Source organism: Prevotella communis (assembly GCF_022024175.1).
Taxonomy (GTDB): Bacteria; Bacteroidota; Bacteroidia; order Bacteroidales; family Bacteroidaceae; genus Prevotella; species Prevotella communis.
Genome location: NZ_CP091794.1, coordinates 354,589 through 371,045, shown reverse-complemented (window position 1 = coordinate 371,045; position 16,457 = coordinate 354,589). Strand labels below are relative to the sequence as shown.

Annotated in this window: 13 protein-coding genes and 1 tRNA gene; 11 read left to right on the top strand and 3 right to left on the bottom strand. The window is 49.6% G+C overall.

Features of this window, described 5'->3' with window-relative positions:
* The first annotated feature begins 30 nt into the window (after positions 1 to 30).
* Positions 31 to 1,116 carry an AraC family transcriptional regulator gene (locus tag L6466_RS01425; RefSeq protein ID WP_237793588.1) on the top strand — a complete coding sequence of 362 codons (1,086 nt, stop codon included), beginning with the start codon at positions 31 to 33 and terminating at the stop codon, positions 1,114 to 1,116.
* Positions 1,117 to 1,365: 249 nt separating this feature from the next.
* Here L6466_RS01425 and L6466_RS01420 read toward each other — a convergent pair whose 3' ends face one another.
* Complete coding sequence (locus L6466_RS01420; protein WP_237793589.1) at positions 1,366 to 2,127, bottom strand: hypothetical protein; 762 nt, start codon at positions 2,125 to 2,127, stop codon at positions 1,366 to 1,368.
* A gap of 179 nt (positions 2,128 to 2,306) precedes the next feature.
* Between L6466_RS01420 and L6466_RS01415 the strand changes: the two genes are divergently transcribed.
* Positions 2,307 to 3,386 carry an AraC family transcriptional regulator gene (locus L6466_RS01415; RefSeq protein WP_091854794.1) on the top strand — a complete coding sequence of 360 codons (1,080 nt, stop codon included), beginning with the start codon at positions 2,307 to 2,309 and terminating at the stop codon, positions 3,384 to 3,386.
* Between the two features lie 87 nt (positions 3,387 to 3,473).
* Here L6466_RS01415 and typA read toward each other — a convergent pair whose 3' ends face one another.
* Positions 3,474 to 5,276: a translational GTPase TypA gene (gene typA, locus L6466_RS01410; RefSeq protein WP_091813734.1), complete on the bottom strand. Its 1,803-nt coding sequence runs from the start codon at positions 5,274 to 5,276 to the stop codon at positions 3,474 to 3,476.
* Positions 5,277 to 5,346: 70 nt separating this feature from the next.
* A tRNA-Met gene (locus tag L6466_RS01405) sits at positions 5,347 to 5,420 on the bottom strand.
* A gap of 200 nt (positions 5,421 to 5,620) precedes the next feature.
* Here L6466_RS01405 and L6466_RS01400 point away from each other — a divergent pair.
* The 9 genes from L6466_RS01400 to L6466_RS01360 all read left to right on the top strand — a co-directional run bounded on the left by L6466_RS01400 (position 5,621) and on the right by L6466_RS01360 (position 16,452).
* Positions 5,621 to 6,019 carry an START-like domain-containing protein gene (locus L6466_RS01400; RefSeq protein WP_143005811.1) on the top strand — a complete coding sequence of 133 codons (399 nt, stop codon included), beginning with the start codon at positions 5,621 to 5,623 and terminating at the stop codon, positions 6,017 to 6,019.
* Between the two features lie 154 nt (positions 6,020 to 6,173).
* Positions 6,174 to 8,171, top strand: coding sequence for an LptF/LptG family permease (locus tag L6466_RS01395; RefSeq protein ID WP_091813729.1), 1,998 nt, complete (start codon positions 6,174 to 6,176; stop codon positions 8,169 to 8,171).
* Complete coding sequence (locus L6466_RS01390; RefSeq protein ID WP_237796683.1) at positions 8,140 to 9,348, top strand: bifunctional 3,4-dihydroxy-2-butanone-4-phosphate synthase/GTP cyclohydrolase II; 1,209 nt, start codon at positions 8,140 to 8,142, stop codon at positions 9,346 to 9,348. Before L6466_RS01395 ends, L6466_RS01390 begins: the two co-directional genes overlap by 32 nt.
* Before the next feature lie 51 nt (positions 9,349 to 9,399).
* Complete coding sequence (locus L6466_RS01385) at positions 9,400 to 11,220, top strand: DUF6057 family protein (protein ID WP_237802295.1); 1,821 nt, start codon at positions 9,400 to 9,402, stop codon at positions 11,218 to 11,220.
* 1 nt (position 11,221) lies between these two features.
* Complete coding sequence (locus L6466_RS01380; RefSeq protein WP_091813723.1) at positions 11,222 to 12,718, top strand: TolB family protein; 1,497 nt, start codon at positions 11,222 to 11,224, stop codon at positions 12,716 to 12,718.
* 100 nt (positions 12,719 to 12,818) lie between these two features.
* Positions 12,819 to 14,015: a pyridoxal phosphate-dependent aminotransferase gene (locus L6466_RS01375; protein WP_237802296.1), complete on the top strand. Its 1,197-nt coding sequence runs from the start codon at positions 12,819 to 12,821 to the stop codon at positions 14,013 to 14,015.
* A 168-nt stretch (positions 14,016 to 14,183) separates the two neighbouring features.
* Positions 14,184 to 15,017 carry a MotA/TolQ/ExbB proton channel family protein gene (locus tag L6466_RS01370; protein ID WP_091813717.1) on the top strand — a complete coding sequence of 278 codons (834 nt, stop codon included), beginning with the start codon at positions 14,184 to 14,186 and terminating at the stop codon, positions 15,015 to 15,017.
* 31 nt (positions 15,018 to 15,048) lie between these two features.
* A complete protein-coding gene (locus L6466_RS01365; RefSeq protein WP_091813714.1) occupies positions 15,049 to 15,720 on the top strand; it encodes an ExbD/TolR family protein in 672 nt (223 codons plus the stop codon).
* Positions 15,721 to 15,723: 3 nt separating this feature from the next.
* Positions 15,724 to 16,452 (top strand): ExbD/TolR family protein, encoded by a 729-nt coding sequence (locus L6466_RS01360; RefSeq protein WP_091813711.1) that lies wholly within the window; start codon positions 15,724 to 15,726, stop codon positions 16,450 to 16,452.
* The last annotated feature ends 5 nt before the right edge of the window (positions 16,453 to 16,457 follow it).

The following is a 16,457-nucleotide window of genomic DNA, read 5'->3' as shown; positions in this document are numbered from 1 at the left end:
GTTTGATTTTCCGTAATTTTGCACTCTGATATGATGTGTACAGATAATTTCTACTGGTATGGCGTGTCGGCAACGGCCTATTTGGTGACTTGCTGGGTGTTTGCTGGTGTGAGATGGTTTCACACTTGCAGGGCACCAAAGGAGCGTCATAGTTATATTTGGCCAGACAGGAAGATGCAAGTTTTTTTCTATCTGCTGGGCACCTGTTTGCTACCCTATGTGCTGAATCCCGGGAGCGAGTCGGCATGGATGCTGTGGAAGTCGTACTTCCCCTGTACCTATTATTTCTATTGCGGCGCACTGCTGTTTTGTTTCTTCGGTTCGGTGAAGCAATGGAATGAATGGAAGAAGGTCAGCACGCTTGCCGGTGCTATCACCATGGTGGCCATGGTGCCGCTGGTACTGGATGCATGGATTCCGGGGGGTATGCTGAAAGGAAGCTGTGCTAAGATATGGGGCAGTGTCATCGTGGCGGTGAGCATCCTGATGATGGGATATGCCGTCATGGCCATGGTCCAGATATGGAAATGGATGAAGGAGACGCGCGACCAGAACTACTCTAACCCTGAGGACTTCCCTGCAGACTATGCCCATCGTGTGTGGCTGGCCCCGGTACTGTTCACACCATGGCTCTGGGTGAGCTTTATCACAGACTCGCCCGATGTGATGATTGTGGCGAACCTGGTGCTGGCAGTCCTGAATATCATCCTGCTGATTAATGTGATGCCTGCATGGCGACGTGTAGTGATCCTGTCGCTCTCAGAGGAGGACGAGGAGCATGATGAGGAGCACGACGAGCTGGTAGAGGAGCGTACGAGGAAGATAGCCGAGGAGATAGTGCAGTTCGTGGAGAAGGACAAGGGCTATATGGATGCGCACCTGAAGCTGGAGCATGTGGTGGAGCATTGCAGCTACGGCCGTTCGTATGTTTCCGGGGTGCTGTCGGATCGTTTCGGTGGCTTCTCGGACTATGTGAACACGCTGCGCCTGAAGCAGTATGACGCGTATATGAAGGAGAACCCGCTGGCCACGACGGAGGCGGCAGCGGAAGCCAGTGGCTTCACGTCGTACCTGGCCTACCACAGGGCTAAGGAGAGACTGGAGAAAAAGAAATAAAAAACTCCGCAGATCGTCTTGGTCTGCGGAGTTTCTTTTTTCTTAGGATTCTATTTGGTCTACGGACTTAAAGGACCTTTTGGACTATAAAGCCCTTTGCGTTATCGGGTCATCTTCTGTACGAAGGTCTGACCGTTCTGGAAGAGGCGTGTGCCTGAATGCCACACAAAAGCAGTGGCAGACAGGCAAGCAACACACGGAAGGTAAAGAATCTGTTTTGTTTCATCATTATTATTGTTTATTCTTTATTCATAGCTTCTCGGCATCTTCTGTGGCATAGGTGGCCGCATCGATCACATTGCCATACTCCGACAGGGAGTAGAATATATAGCAATAGACCGCGATGCCCATGCAGAGCAACACGGTATAGGGGGTTATTTGGTGAGGGAATACGGCGGTGACCACTATCCCGCCAAGCCCAAAAAGTACGATGAGATGGCAGGATATCACAAACGAGTGGTGACCGCTGAGTACGGTACGCTTGGCTTCGGGTGTCCACCATTTTGGCGCCATTTCATCGGCTGGCATGCTTATCAGGTTGCGCCGTACAAGGAAATAGGTGCGGTAGAAAATGAAAGCAATATAACTGGCATGAGCGAAGAAAATGATAAAGGAAAAGTGGATAACGAAAAGTGAATAATTTGCTACCGCTGTCCAATAGGATGCGAGACCGACCAGGAGGATGGTGAGGTCGCGAAGGACGACTTTCTTCTTGAGATAGTCGGGACGCATCAGTGAGGTGTGGCTCCATCCGAAGAGGACACCGCCGATATGGAAATAACTGACTGAAAGGGCAGAGGCAGCTGCCGGCCATGAGGTGCGCCACTCGAAATAGGCATGCATGGCAAAACCGATGGCAAAGATGACGTAGCAAAGGGCTACCAGCATACGCGCACGACAGTAAACACCATAATTGCGGTACCAGATATTATTATACAGCAGCACGAAGGCTATCAGGAAATTGATGCCGGCTGCCATCAGAAGAACAATATGGTATAACTCGTGTGCCATTAAAGTTTATGGTTGACTAATTCCATTTTTCGGCTGCAAAAGTAATGTTTTTATATAAAAGAAGGTGTTAAAAATTCCACAATGGTGTTAGAAATTCCACAATAAGGTGTTTAAATTCCGCGAATTTTAACACCTAAATCGTCGTTTTTCCGCATTTTTTCGTAATTTTGCACTCCGAAATGGAATTGATGCAATTTTCTGCCGTCGTATTGCTGACGCTACTTGCGCTGAAGCTGCTGCTCCTGCCAAAGAAGGTGGGAGTGAATCCTGTGGTGGGAAATGCACGCTGGCTGATGACTGCCGGTATCGTTTTACTGGATATTCAGTTCCTGTTGCAATATACATTAGGATTGCGCGCCATGGGTGTGACCCAGGCAGTGATGGTCAACCTGTTATTGTTCATCCCCTGCAGTTGGAATATCTCACTGTCAATACTCTTCCTGCAGCGCAGAGGTCATGTCAGCACACTGGATAGATGGCTGGGAGGCATCGTATGGCTCATCGCACTGCTGCTGATAGGCACTGCCGCCTATATTGACGGACAGCCGCTATTCAGCGACACACCGGAACTGCACTGGGCGGAGGTAGCGTCATCCGTGCTATACCTGTTGCTACAGGGCCATTACAGTTGGCGACACCTGAAGAACCTGCGCTCTATGCGCAATACCTTGCAGAACTACTACGACCGCGATATGGACGGCATGCTGCTATGGATGCAGCTCAGCATCCTGGTGCTGATGGTACTGGCCTTGATGGTGCCACTGCTCATCTTTGTGGAGAGTAAAGGACTGGCCATATTCGGCATCCTGTTCTTTGCGGGAATATTCTACCTGGTAGACAGTTTCTCAAACTATGTGGTCAGTTCGGCTCCTAAACGAATGCAGGAGGCTGAGGAGAGTGAAGATGAAAAGGAGGAGGACACCGACCAAGCCGACTTCAGTGCCCAACTAATCACGAAATGGATTAATAATGGCGGATACCTGCAGATAGGAATGAAGTTGCCTACTACCGCCGAAGCCATCGGTATACCGCAATACCAGCTCTCTGCATGGGTCAAACAGCAGGGACTCACCTATGCCGGTTGGATAACCAGCCTGCGCATCGAAGAGGCCAAGCGTATGCTATGCGAGCATCCTGACTGGAACAATGAGACGGTGGCACAGCATTGCGGATTCAGTGACCGCAGCTATTTCCAGACGGTGTTTAAAAAGGAGACTGGCATGACACCTTCTGATTTCCAGGAAATGAAGAATCAATAAAAACGAACTACATACCATATACAAGAAAAGGCTCCCAAGACGAATCTTCGGGAGCCTTTATCATTTATATACGAAAAACAATGTGTATTAATTCTTGTTGGCCTTCTTGCGCTGGTCGTGGTCGAGGATGGCCTTACGGATACGCATAGACTTGGGCGTAACCTCTACCAGCTCGTCTTCCTTGATATACTCAAGGCACTCTTCCAGTGACATAATCACCTTCGGGATGATACGGGCTTTATCATCGGTACCAGAGGCACGCACGTTGGTAAGCTGCTTAGCCTTGCAGACATTGACCACGAGGTCGTTGTCGTGAACATGTTCACCTACAACCTGACCCATATAGACATCCTCACCTGGATCGATGAAGAACTTACCACGGTCCTGCAACTTATCAATAGCGTAGGCAAAGGCATTACCGGTCTCAAGGGCAATCATAGAACCGTTGGCACGGCGCTCGATATCTCCCTTATAGGGCTGATACTCCTTGAAACGGTGGGCCATGATAGCCTCACCCTGAGAAGCGGTCAGCACATTGGTGCGCAGACCGATGATACCACGTGAGGGGATATCGAACTCGATATTGGTGCGCTCGCCCTGAGCCTCCATAGAGGTCATCTCACCCTTACGGCGGGTAACCATATCAATCATCTTGGAAGCGAACTCCTCGGGCACGTTGATGGTGAGTTCCTCGATAGGCTCGTTCTTCACACCGTCAATCTCCTTATAGATAACCTGGGGCTGGCCAACCTGCAGCTCGTAGCCCTCGCGACGCATGGTCTCGATAAGCACAGAGAGATGGAGCACACCACGGCCACTGACAATCCACTTGTCGGTAGAGTCCTCGAACTGCTCTACATGGAGGGCGAGGTTCTTCTCAAGCTCTTTCTGCAGACGGTCGTTGATATGACGAGAGGTAACGAACTTACCCTCCTTACCGAAGAAGGGAGAGTCGTTGATCTGGAAGAGCATAGACATGGTAGGCTCATCGATAGCAATAGGAGGCAGGGGCTCGGGATTCTCGAGGTCGCAGATAGTGTCGCCAATCTCGAACTTCTCCAGGCCGATTACTGCACAGATATCACCGCACTCAACCTCGTCAGTGCGCTGGTGACCCATACCATCAAAGGTGTGGAGCTCCCTAATCTTGGTCTTCTCCATAGAACCATCACGATGGGCAATGGTGACCTGCATACCGTCCTTGAGGGTGCCGCGATGTACGCGACCCACGGCGATACGGCCTGTGTAAGAGCTATAGTCGAGAGAGGTGATCAGCATCTGAGGGGTACCCTCGAGCTTCTGAGGAGCAGGAATCACCTCTACAATCTTATCAAGAAGATAGGTAATGTCAGTGGTGGGGTTGTTGTAGTCCTCACCCATCCATCCGTTCTTGGCAGAGCCATAGACAACGGGGAAGTCGAGCTGGTCCTCGGTAGCATTCAGCGAGAACATCAGGTCGAATACCATCTCGTAGACCTCCTCAGGACGGCAGTTGGGCTTATCTACCTTATTAACCACCACGATAGGCTTCAGACCAATCTGGAGTGCCTTCTGCAGCACGAAACGGGTCTGAGGCATGGGGCCCTCAAAAGCGTCGACGAGCAACAGACAGCCGTCGGCCATATTAAGTACACGCTCTACCTCGCCACCGAAGTCGCTGTGTCCCGGAGTATCGATGATATTGATTTTGGTGCCTTTCCAATTGATAGAAACGTTCTTGGAAAGAATGGTGATACCGCGCTCGCGCTCCAGGTCATTGGCGTCAAGTACCTGGTTGCTCAGGTTCTGTCCCTCACGGAAAAGATTTCCTGCCAGCATCATTTTGTCGACCAGTGTTGTCTTACCGTGGTCTACGTGTGCAATAATTGCAATGTTCCTAATGTCTTGCATAATACTAATACCTTAAAAAAAAATGCCGAGAAAGTATCCTCGGCACAATCCAGCATTTCGCCTCTTTCGGTAGCGGGAGCCGGGATTGAACCGGCGACCTCATGATTATGAATCATGCGCTCTAACCAGCTGAGCTATCCCGCCATCTGCTTGTAAGCGGGTGCAAAGGTACTGCTAAAAATTAAGAATTAAGAATTAAGAATTAAGAATTTTCTTCTACTTAACATTTTTTATGAAACAACACGTATTTTTTCCGTATCTATGGCGGTTTTTTCCGTCTTTTTTTGTACTTTTGTACCCGAATAACTAATCTTGTGATAAAGTAAAAACTTACCAGTAACGATATGCTGAAACAACGATTAAACTTGGAATATCCCCTTGCCGCAGGAAAACCCGACCTGCTTTGGCAGTTACTGAGCACAGATCATGGATTGGAGCGTTGGTTGGCCGACCGCGTTGTAGAAAACAACGGCGTGATGCAGCTGACGTGGGGCAGTCCTTACGGTGAACATCACACACTAAGTGCCAACATAGTAGAGCGACAGAAAAACAGTCATATACGTCTGCAATGGGTAGACGAAGAAGAACCGGAAGCTTATTGGGAAATGAGAATTGGCAAGAGCGAACTGACGGAAGAACTTTGTCTGTGCGTAGTGGACTTTGCCCCAGCAGAAGATATTGAAGACCTGCACGAACTGTGGGACGACAATCTAGACCGACTGCATCAGTCGAGCGGATTTTAAGATTTAAGGATTAAGGTTTGAGGTTTAAGGTTTTTGTATCCCTCCGGTAACAAGCGAGCGGAGGTTTATTGTTAAAAAATAACAAGGTACACGAGAAATCTCAAACCTCAAACCCCAAACCTCAAAAAAAATGAGTACCTTTGCAGCCTGAATTATGTTTAGGATAAAGAAATTAGATATATTTATCGCGAAACAGTTTGGACTGCTTTTCGTAGGAACCTTCTTCATTTGCCTCTTTGTGCTGATGATGCAGTTCCTATGGCGTTATGTTGACGAACTTATCGGAAAGGGACTGTCCATGGAAATCCTGGCACAGTTCTTTTGGTATATGGCCCTGGGACTGATGCCGCAGGCCTTCCCCCTGGCTATACTGCTGTCATCGCTGATTGCCTACGGAAACCTGGGCGAAAGCAGTGAGCTGACTGCCATTAAGGCGGCAGGCATCTCCCTGATGCAGTCTATGCGTTCACTCATTTTCATTGTACTCTGCATCGCAGGTATCTCATTCTACTTCCAGAACGTCGTGGTGCCCAGTGCCAACATGCAGCTGAAGCAACTGCTGGTATCCATGAAACAGAAGAGTCCGGAACTGGAGATTCCTGAAGGTACATTCTACGACGGAATTCCCAATTCAAACCTATACGTTGAGAAGAAGGACCTGAAAACCGGCCACCTGTACGGCATCATGATTTACCGTCAGACAGGCTCGTATGAGGATCAGACCATTATCCTTGCCGACTCAGGCATGTTGCAGTCTACAGCGGAGAAAAAGCACCTGCTGCTGACGCTATGGAATGGCGAATGGTTTGAGAACATGCGCTCACAGGATATGGGTGGCACGGCCGAGGTGCCTTATCGCCGCGAGTCATTCGGGCATAAACAGATTCTGCTGGACTTTGACGGTGATTTCAATCTGGCCGATGCCAGCAACTTCACAAATGATGCCAGTGCGAAGAGTGTCATGCGCATCCTGCACGACCTGGACTCTATCAAGTTATCCAACGATTCTATAGGACGTTCCTTCTTCGAGGAGGCCAGGAACTATACCTTCAGGACAGAGGAGCTGACCCCGCAGGACTCGGTTAAGCTCCAGTCACTGACCGCCGAGGACATCCCCGTCATGGACAGCGTCTATGCGAAGATGAACCAGGACAAGCAACGCGAAGTGGCACGACAGGCCGCACGTCAGGCACAAAACGCACTGAGCGATGTGGAGATGAAGAGCGACTACGCAAAATACCAGAACCGCCTGGAGCGTGTGCACCTGCTGGAGGCCATCGGGAAATTCACCCTGGCACTTTCATGTATCATCTTCTTCTTTATCGGTGCACCACTGGGAGCTATTATCCGAAAAGGCGGACTGGGTGTGCCTGTCATCGTGTCGGTCATTGTGTTCCTGGTATTCTACCTATTGGATATGACAGGCATGCGTATGGCCCGTGATGACAACTGGACCGTATGGTTCGGGCGCAGCATATCCACGGTAGTACTGGCACCGCTGGCAGTCTTCTTCACGTATAAGGCCAACCGCGACTCTACGGTCTTCAACATTGACGCCTACCGCCTCTTCCTCATGCGCATACTGGGTCTGCGCATGAAGCGCAACATCACACGCAAGGAGGTGATTATCGAGGAGCCGAAATACCGCATGGATGCCAATATGCTCCAGACTATCAACGAGGATATCGCCATCTATTCGGAAACACACAAGCTATTACGCTGGCCGTCACCCATCAAGGTATTCTTCCGTGCCGGTGACGATCATGAGATAGAACATATCAACGAGGTGCTGGAGACGACTATCGAGGACCTGGGATACGCACGCGACAAGCATGTACTATATACACTCAACGAGTATCCTATCATAGCCACGCATGCACACACGCGTCCGTTTGAAAAGAAATGGCTGAATATCGTCAGCGGTCTGTTCCTGCCCCTGGGTATCTTCTTCTATTGCCGCATGATACGCTTCCGCCTGCGCCTGTACCGCGACCTGCGCGACATCAGCAATACTAGCAACAAGTTGATGCCAATTATCCAGGAGCTGGCCGACAAGCAAAAGGACAAGTTGCTGGACGAGACTTATAAAGATTATACAAAACTTGAAATACAACAAAATGATGGAGACATTCAAGCTGAACAAGATAAGTGAGGCCATCGATGATTTTCGTGATGGTAAGTTTGTAATCGTGGTAGACGACGAAGACCGCGAGAACGAGGGTGACCTGATCTGTGCCGCAGAGAAGATTACACCTGAGATGGTGAACTTCATGCTGAAATATGCACGTGGCGTATTGTGCGCACCTATCACAATCAGTCGCAGTGAGGAACTGGACCTGCCCCATCAGGTCAGTGAGAACACCTCTGTGCTGGGTACGCCCTTCACAGTGACGGTGGACAAGCTGGAAGGATGTACCACCGGTGTGTCGGCTCACGACCGCGCCGCTACCATCCAGGCATTGGCCGACCCTGCATCAACCCCTCAGACGTTTGGACGTCCAGGTCATATCAACCCGCTTTATGCACAGGACAACGGCGTACTGCGCAGGAGTGGACACACGGAGGCTGCAGTAGACCTGTGCCGTCTGGCAGGACTCTACCCCGCAGGTGCACTGATGGAAATCATGAATGATGATGGTACGATGGCCCGTATGCCGGAGCTGCAGGCCTTTGCCCAGGAGCACAACCTGAAGATTATCACCATCAAGGACCTGATTGCCTACCGCCTGCAGCAGGAGTCACTGATTGAGGTGGGCGAAGAGGTGGATATGCCTACAGAATACGGTCATTTCCGTATCATCCCCTTCCGTCAGAAGAGCAACGGACAGGAACACTTCGCCCTGATAAAGGGTGAATGGAAAGAGGATGAACCCATCCTCGTACGCGTACATTCTTCATGTATGACGGGCGACATCCTGGGAAGCCGACGCTGCGATTGTGGCGAACAGCTCCACAAGGCCATGCAGAAGATAGAGAAAGAGGGCAAGGGTGTCATCGTATATATGCAGCAGGAAGGCCGCGGCATAGGACTGATGAATAAGTTGGCCGCCTACAAACTGCAGGAGGAAGGCTATGACACGGTAGATGCCAACCTCTGTCTGGGATTCAAGGCTGATGAGCGCGACTATGGTTGCGGTGCACAGATGTTGCGCCACATAGGCGTACACAAGATGCGTCTGATGACCAACAACCCCGTGAAACGCGTAGGACTGGAGGCCTACGGACTGGAAATCACGGAGAATGTGCCCATCGAGGTAACACCGAACGAATACAACCTCCGCTATCTGAGAACAAAACAAGAGCGCATGGGACACACACTACACCTGTAGTCCACCACGCTGACGAAAACCTAAGACCAAACACCAATAACACTAACCCAAATGAAAAAAATTATACCGATAGCACTATGGCTGGGCGCACTATCACTGATAGCTTGCGCCCTGCTGTGTTTTGAGTCCGACCTGCTTTGGAAGGTACAGCAACAGAACCTGTTCCTCTGTTCATCACTGTTCTTTAAGCAAATGATGGTGACGTCAGGTGGTATGCTCTCCTATCTTGGCACATTCTTTACACAGTTTTTCTACCATCCATGGATAGGCGTCGTGATGCTATGCGGCTGGTGGTGGCTGCTTATGTGGCTGGTGAAACGAGCGTTCCAGATACCCGACAGGTGGATGCTGCTGACGCTCATACCGGTGGGGTTCCTGCTGATAGCCGACACGAGTCTGGACTACTGGATTTACATCCTGAAGCTGAAGGGGTATTTTTTCTCGGCAACCATCGGCACCACAGTTGGCGTGGCATTATTATGGCTGTTCCGCATCCTGCCACATAACATTTGGTTACGCATGGGGCTTGTCGTGCTGACCGTGGCAACAGGCTATCCCCTGATGGGTGCCTATGCCCTGGCCACAGCCTTGCTGATGGGGATTTGGACATGGCGGCTGACAAACGCAAGAAAAGAAAACATCTGCGTGTCTGTCATTGCCCTACTGAGCATCATCGTCATCCCCCTGGCCTGTTATCGCTATGTGTACTATCAGACTCACATCAGCGATATCTACCTGACGGCACTTCCCGTCTTCACAGAAACAGAGACGCTATACGCCTACTATATCCCGTACCATCTGTTGGCGTTGTACTTTCTCGTCATGGCGGTTGTCCGCCTGAACCCCACAAAACCCATTAAGCCCACTAAGCCCATTAAACCCATCCTCCTCCAAGCCCTGCTCCTAGTCGCCCTCATCGCCTGCATCTGGCATTTCTGGTATAAGGACGACAACTACCACCACGAGCTACGCATGCAGCGCTGCATAGAACAGGCCGACTGGCAAGGCGTGATTGACGAGGGAAAGAAGCAGGAAGGGGAGCCCACACGTGCTATTGTGATGATGCACAACCTGGCGCTGAGCCGGTTGGGACTACAGTGCGACATGATGTACAGCTTTCCTAAAGGATCGAAAAAGCCCAACACACCTTTGCATGTATTCATGTATAACACGGCCGGACGGCTGATATACTATCATTACGGCATGATGAACGAGTGCCACCGTATATGCATGGAAGAAGGCGTAGAGTATGGATGGAGCGTAGAACGGTTGCAATATATGGCAAGGAATGCGCTGTTCAACAATGAAGCACGGGCCACGATGAAGTTCCTGAACCTGCTCAGGCAGACCTGTTATTATGGCGACTGGGCCGACCACTTTGAGGGTCTTATCAACCGGCCTGACCTGATGGCCAGTGATATGGAGACGGGGCCCATCACACACATGATGCATTATCCTGATGTGCAAAGCGCTGGTGACGGTTTCGTAGAGAAGAACCTCATGGAGGTGCTCTCAAAGACAGACGCCAACGAACCTTATTTCCAGGAACAGGCTGTGCTGGCTGCGATGTGGACCAGGAACACAGCTGATTTCTGGGCACGCTTTGAACATTATGTCAACATGCATCCCAACAGGCCTGTGCCACGTATCTTCCAGGAGGCAGCCTACCTCTTTGGCAATATGGAGAACCTGTCATTCACAGAAGAACTGCCTGTCAACAAGGACGTGAAGGAAAATCTCCACGGCTTCATACAGGTCATGCAGCAATGCAACTGGAAACCTAATGCGCAGGTACGCAACTATCTGTACCAGAGATACGGTACAACCTATTATTTTGAATTCTTCTTCCTAAAGGATATTACTTATTTTTGATATGAAGAAACTGTTTGCTATCATTATCGTCGCACTGTCACTGACGGCCTGCGGCAACCAGATACCCACCACATACGCCGAGTCAGAGGAGTCGCCGGCCATCTATCCCGACTACACCGGTGTCACGGTACCCATCAACATCGCACCTTTAACCTTCGAACCTGACGGGAAAAGCGATGGCATCGTGGCACGACTGACTGCTGGTGACAAGGAGATTATCTGCGGAGGCACAAAGGTACAACCGGACTTCGACGACTGGCACCGTCTTACAGAATGTGCGAAAGGACAGGCCATCAAGGTGGAGGTTTATATCCAGAAGGATGGTCAGTGGACTAAGTTCAAGCCATTTGACATCTATGTATCTCCCGACTCCATCGACCCGTATATCAGTTACCGACTGATAGCGCCATCGTATATTACCTACGAGGAGCTAACCATCAACCAACGGTGCCTGGAGAACTATGACGAGGAGGTGATCTACGATAACATGCTCTGTCAGAATCCCGTAGACGGACAGTGTGTCAACTGCCATAGCTATCAGCAGTACAACCCTGAGCGGATGCAGTTTCATGCGCGTCAGTATCAGGGAGGAACCGTCATCGCCTACGACGGAAAGATACGTAAGATTAACATGACGTCCGACTCAATCCTTTCGGCCGGTGTCTATCCTGCCTGGCATCCATGGCTGCCGCTGATAGTCTATTCCACGAACAAGACGATGCAGACCTTCCACATCACCAATCCAGACAAGATTGAAGTGTTTGACACGGAGAGCGACTTGATAGCCTACGACGTGGAACGCAACGAGGTGACGAATATTGAAAAGGAAGCAACAGAATTTGAGGTGTTCCCGACCTGGGCTCCTGACGGCAAGGCACTCTACTACTGCAGTGCACATTTCGAGTTCAAGGATACGGTGTCACCTGGCGTAGAACTCATTCAGCGCTTCAAGGAGGTGAAATATAATATCTACAGGAAGCGTTTTGACCTGGGAACCAAGACATTCGGGCCGCGCGAACTGGTGTTCCGTGCAGATACCCTAGACATGAGCACCACCCTGCCCCGTGTCTCACCCGATGGCCGTTATCTGATGTTTACAATGGGCAAATATGGAGTATTCCATATCTGGCATAAGGACGCTGACCTGTATATGCTGGATCTTGCCAATGGAAAGGTTCGCTGCATGGACGAAATCAACTCGCCCGACGTGGAGAGCTATCACTCATGGTCAAGCAACGGTCGCTGGGTGGTCTTCAGCAGCCGTCGTGACGATGGGAATTTCACGCGTCCGTTCATTGCTCACATCGATAAAAACGGGCATGGAGGAAAACCGTTCGAATTGCCCTGTGCCGATCCCGATTATCACCGCCAGTTCATGAAGAGTTACAATATCCCTGAATTGATGAAAGGTGCAGTCAAAATCACCCCACAGTCATTTGCCGACGCACTCAAGAAAGACGGAGAACAGGTGAAGTATGTACAACATCTTAACAAATAGCAGGAGATAGTGCATAAAAAACAAAAATTAGAATTTTTTTCTTTGCGAAGAGAAACTTTTTGATTAATTTTGCACGCCGAAAGAAACATTTTGAAAACATATGGCACAATTATCTAACCGTTTGCAGCGACTTGCACCTTCAGCTACACTGGCTATGTCGCAAAAGAGCTCTGAGATGAAGGCTCAGGGTATTGACGTGATTAACTTGAGCGTCGGAGAACCCGACTTCAACACGCCCGACCACATAAAGGAGGCTGCCAAACGAGCCGTAGACGAAAACTTTTCGCGCTACTCGCCCGTACCAGGCTATCCCGAACTGCGTAAGGCTATCGTAGAGAAGTTGAAGCGTGAGAACGGACTGGACTATCAGATGAGCGAGATTCTGGTAAGTAATGGTGCCAAGCAGAGTGTCTGCAACACCGTAATGGCATTGGTGAACCCCGGCGAAGAAGTCATCATACCCGCTCCCTACTGGGTCAGCTATCCACAGATGGCGCTGCTGGCTGGTGGTACGCCTGTATTTGTAGAGGCAACCTTCGAGCAGAACTTCAAGATGACTCCCGAACAGCTGGAGGCTGCCATCACCCCAAAGACCAGACTGCTGATTCTCTGTTCACCCAGCAACCCAACTGGTTCGGTTTACAATAAAGAGGAATTGCGTGCGCTCGCGAACATTATATTAAAACACGAGGATCTGTACGTCCTGGCTGACGAGATCTATGAGCATATCAACTACGTGGGTCATCATGAGTCTATCGCTCAGTTCCCTGGTATGAAGGAGCGCACCATCATCGTCAACGGTGTCAGCAAGGCATATGCCATGACCGGCTGGCGCATTGGCTACATCGCCGGTCCTGAGTGGATTGTAAAGGGTTGTAACAAACTGCAAGGCCAGTACACCAGTGGTCCCTGCTCTGTAAGCCAGAAGGCTGCAGAGTTTGCCTACACACAGAGTCAGCAGTGCGTGGAAGAGATGCGTCAGGCCTTTGAGCGTCGTCGCAACCTCATCGTGAAACTTGCCAAGCAGATTCCCGGACTGGAAGTGAATGTTCCCGAGGGCGCGTTCTATCTGTTCCCCAAATGCTCAAGTTTCTATGGCAAGACAACGCCCGACGGCCAGAAAATTGAGAACAGTACAGATTTGGCCATGTATCTGCTCGAAGTAGGACATGTGGCTACCGTGGGAGGTGATGCCTTCGGTGACCCCGACTGCTTCCGCATGAGTTATGCCACCAGCGACGACAATATCCGTGAGGCAATGCGCCGTATAGGAGAGGCACTAAAATCCTTAAAATAAGCGTTAAATGTAGTTAATTAAAGCGGAAGTACGCATTTATTTGCTACCTTTGCGAGGTGATTGCGCCCAGAGGCTAATAGCCTATGGGCATTCGTCGGCTAAATAATACTTAATCGAACAATTACAATTTAATAAATTCTTATAACTTAAAAACAAAACAAAACAATTATGGCAACAACACAGAAAGCCGCTGCTCCTGCAGCAAAAAAAACTAGTAGCGTCGGTATCAAGGATGCTATCTGGGTAATCGTACTTTGTGCAGCTATTGCATTCTGCAACTTCTTCTTCAACTTCGGTCAGGCCGCTAACTTCGAAGGTGGTGACGCCGCTGGTGCTCCTCTGAACATCTGGGGTACTATCTATAAAGGTGGTGTTATCGTGCCTGTGATCCACACACTGTTGCTTACTGTGCTCTTCATGGCTATCGAGCGCGTATTCGCTCTGAGCAAGTGTATCGGTAAGGAGAAGCTCGCTACATTCCTGGCTAAGATCAAGGCTGACCTGAAGGCTCTGAACTTCGACGCTGCTCTGCAGCACTGCGCACAGCAGGGTGGTTCTGTAGCTAACGTGGTTCGCGCTACTATCACTGCCTACAAAGAGGCTGACGCCGCTCAGGGTGTTAAGAAGGAAGTGAAGATCGCTCGCATCCAGGCTGCTCACGAGGAGGCTATCGCAGTAGAGATGCCTACTCTGACAATGAACCTTCCTCTGATTGCAACCATCGTTACTCTGGGTACTCTGACTGGTCTGCTCGGTACTGTGGTTGGTATGATCAAGTCATTCCAGGCTCTGGCACAAGGTGGTGGCGGTGACTCTGTTGAGCTGTCAACCGGTATTTCTGAGGCTCTGATCAACACCGCATTCGGTATCGGTACATCATGGCTCGCCGTTGTATCTTATAACTTCTTCACCAACCGCATCGATAAGATTTCGTTTGCATTGGACGAGATTGGTTATTCACTTGCTCAGACCTACAACGCTACACACGCAGACGAGGCTTAATTTTGTCTAACCCTTTAATCAATTTACTACTATGGGTAAGATAAAAATTAAGAAAAACGATGTCTGGATCGACATGACGCCTATGTCGGACGTGATGGTGCTGCTGCTGACATTCTTTATGTTGTCAGTAAACTTCACGAAGAACGAGGTGGTGAAGGTCATAACGCCAGGTTCTACAACCATGGCCAAGGTATCTTCATCAGCCATTCTTGATATCACGATCGACCCCGAAGGCCGCGTGTTGATGAGCACTGACAAGACGGTGACGATGCAGAAGGCACTCGATCAGATGCTCAAGGACCGTGAGACCAATCTCACGCCAGACCAGAAGCAAGAGATTATCAACTTCAATCAGATTGGTATTCCCGTGAAGAGCATGCCCGAATTCCTGAGCAAGAGCCACGAGGATCAGATCAAACTGATGAAGGTGACAGGTATTCCAACCGATAGTCTGCAGAATCGCGAAGACAAGATGAGTGAATTCCAGCTTTGGGTAAAAGCTATGAAGAATGGCTACAAAGAGTGGTACAACGATCTGTCTGACGCAGAGAAGACCGAGGTTTCAAGCGCTAAGCTCGAAATCAATATCAAGGCCGACAAGGATACTCCTTACAGTGCTGTCAAATTGGTCATCGCTGAATTGCAGGACATCAATGAGAGCCGCTACAAGTTGGTTACACAAGCTAAGAAATTGGAGGAATAAGATATGGCTAAGAAAAAAGAAAGCAAGCAGAAGAAAATGACCACCCGCGTGGACTTCACGCCTATGGTGGATATGATGATGCTTCTTATTACCTTCTTCATGCTGGTGGGTTCACTGCAGAAGCCTCAGGCCATGCACCTTACCATGCCTGCAAAGGATGATAACATGACCGCTGAGGATAAGGATAAGTCAAAGACAGAGAACACGATCACACTGTATCTGGCTGCAGACAACAAGCTCTATTACTACATCGTGGACAAGAAGGAAGATTTCGGTAAACCCGAATACCTGAAAGAGACCACATGGGGTAAGGAAGGTATCCGTGAAGTACTGCGCAACCACCGTCACGCTCCTACCAAGGTGCTGATGGATGCCAAGAAGCAGCTTGACACTTGGTTCAACACACTGCCAAAGTCTCAGCAGGAGACTAACGACTCTATCTACAACCGTGCTTTGATTATGATTAAGAAAGGTCACGTGGATATTGTTGAAAATGGTCAGCTGAACAAGGCCAGGTATGATAAGGTTGACAAGGACATGAGGAATTACGAAGAGACAAACATGGTACCCACGCTGGCCGTGAATATCAAGCCTCTGGACAATTCTAATTATGACAACCTGGTAACAATACTGGACGAAATGCAGATTTGTTGTATCGGTAAGTACGTAATCGATAAGGTTAACGAAAAAGATATGCCAATTCTGGAAGAGAATGGTATTAAACTCCAATAACCCAT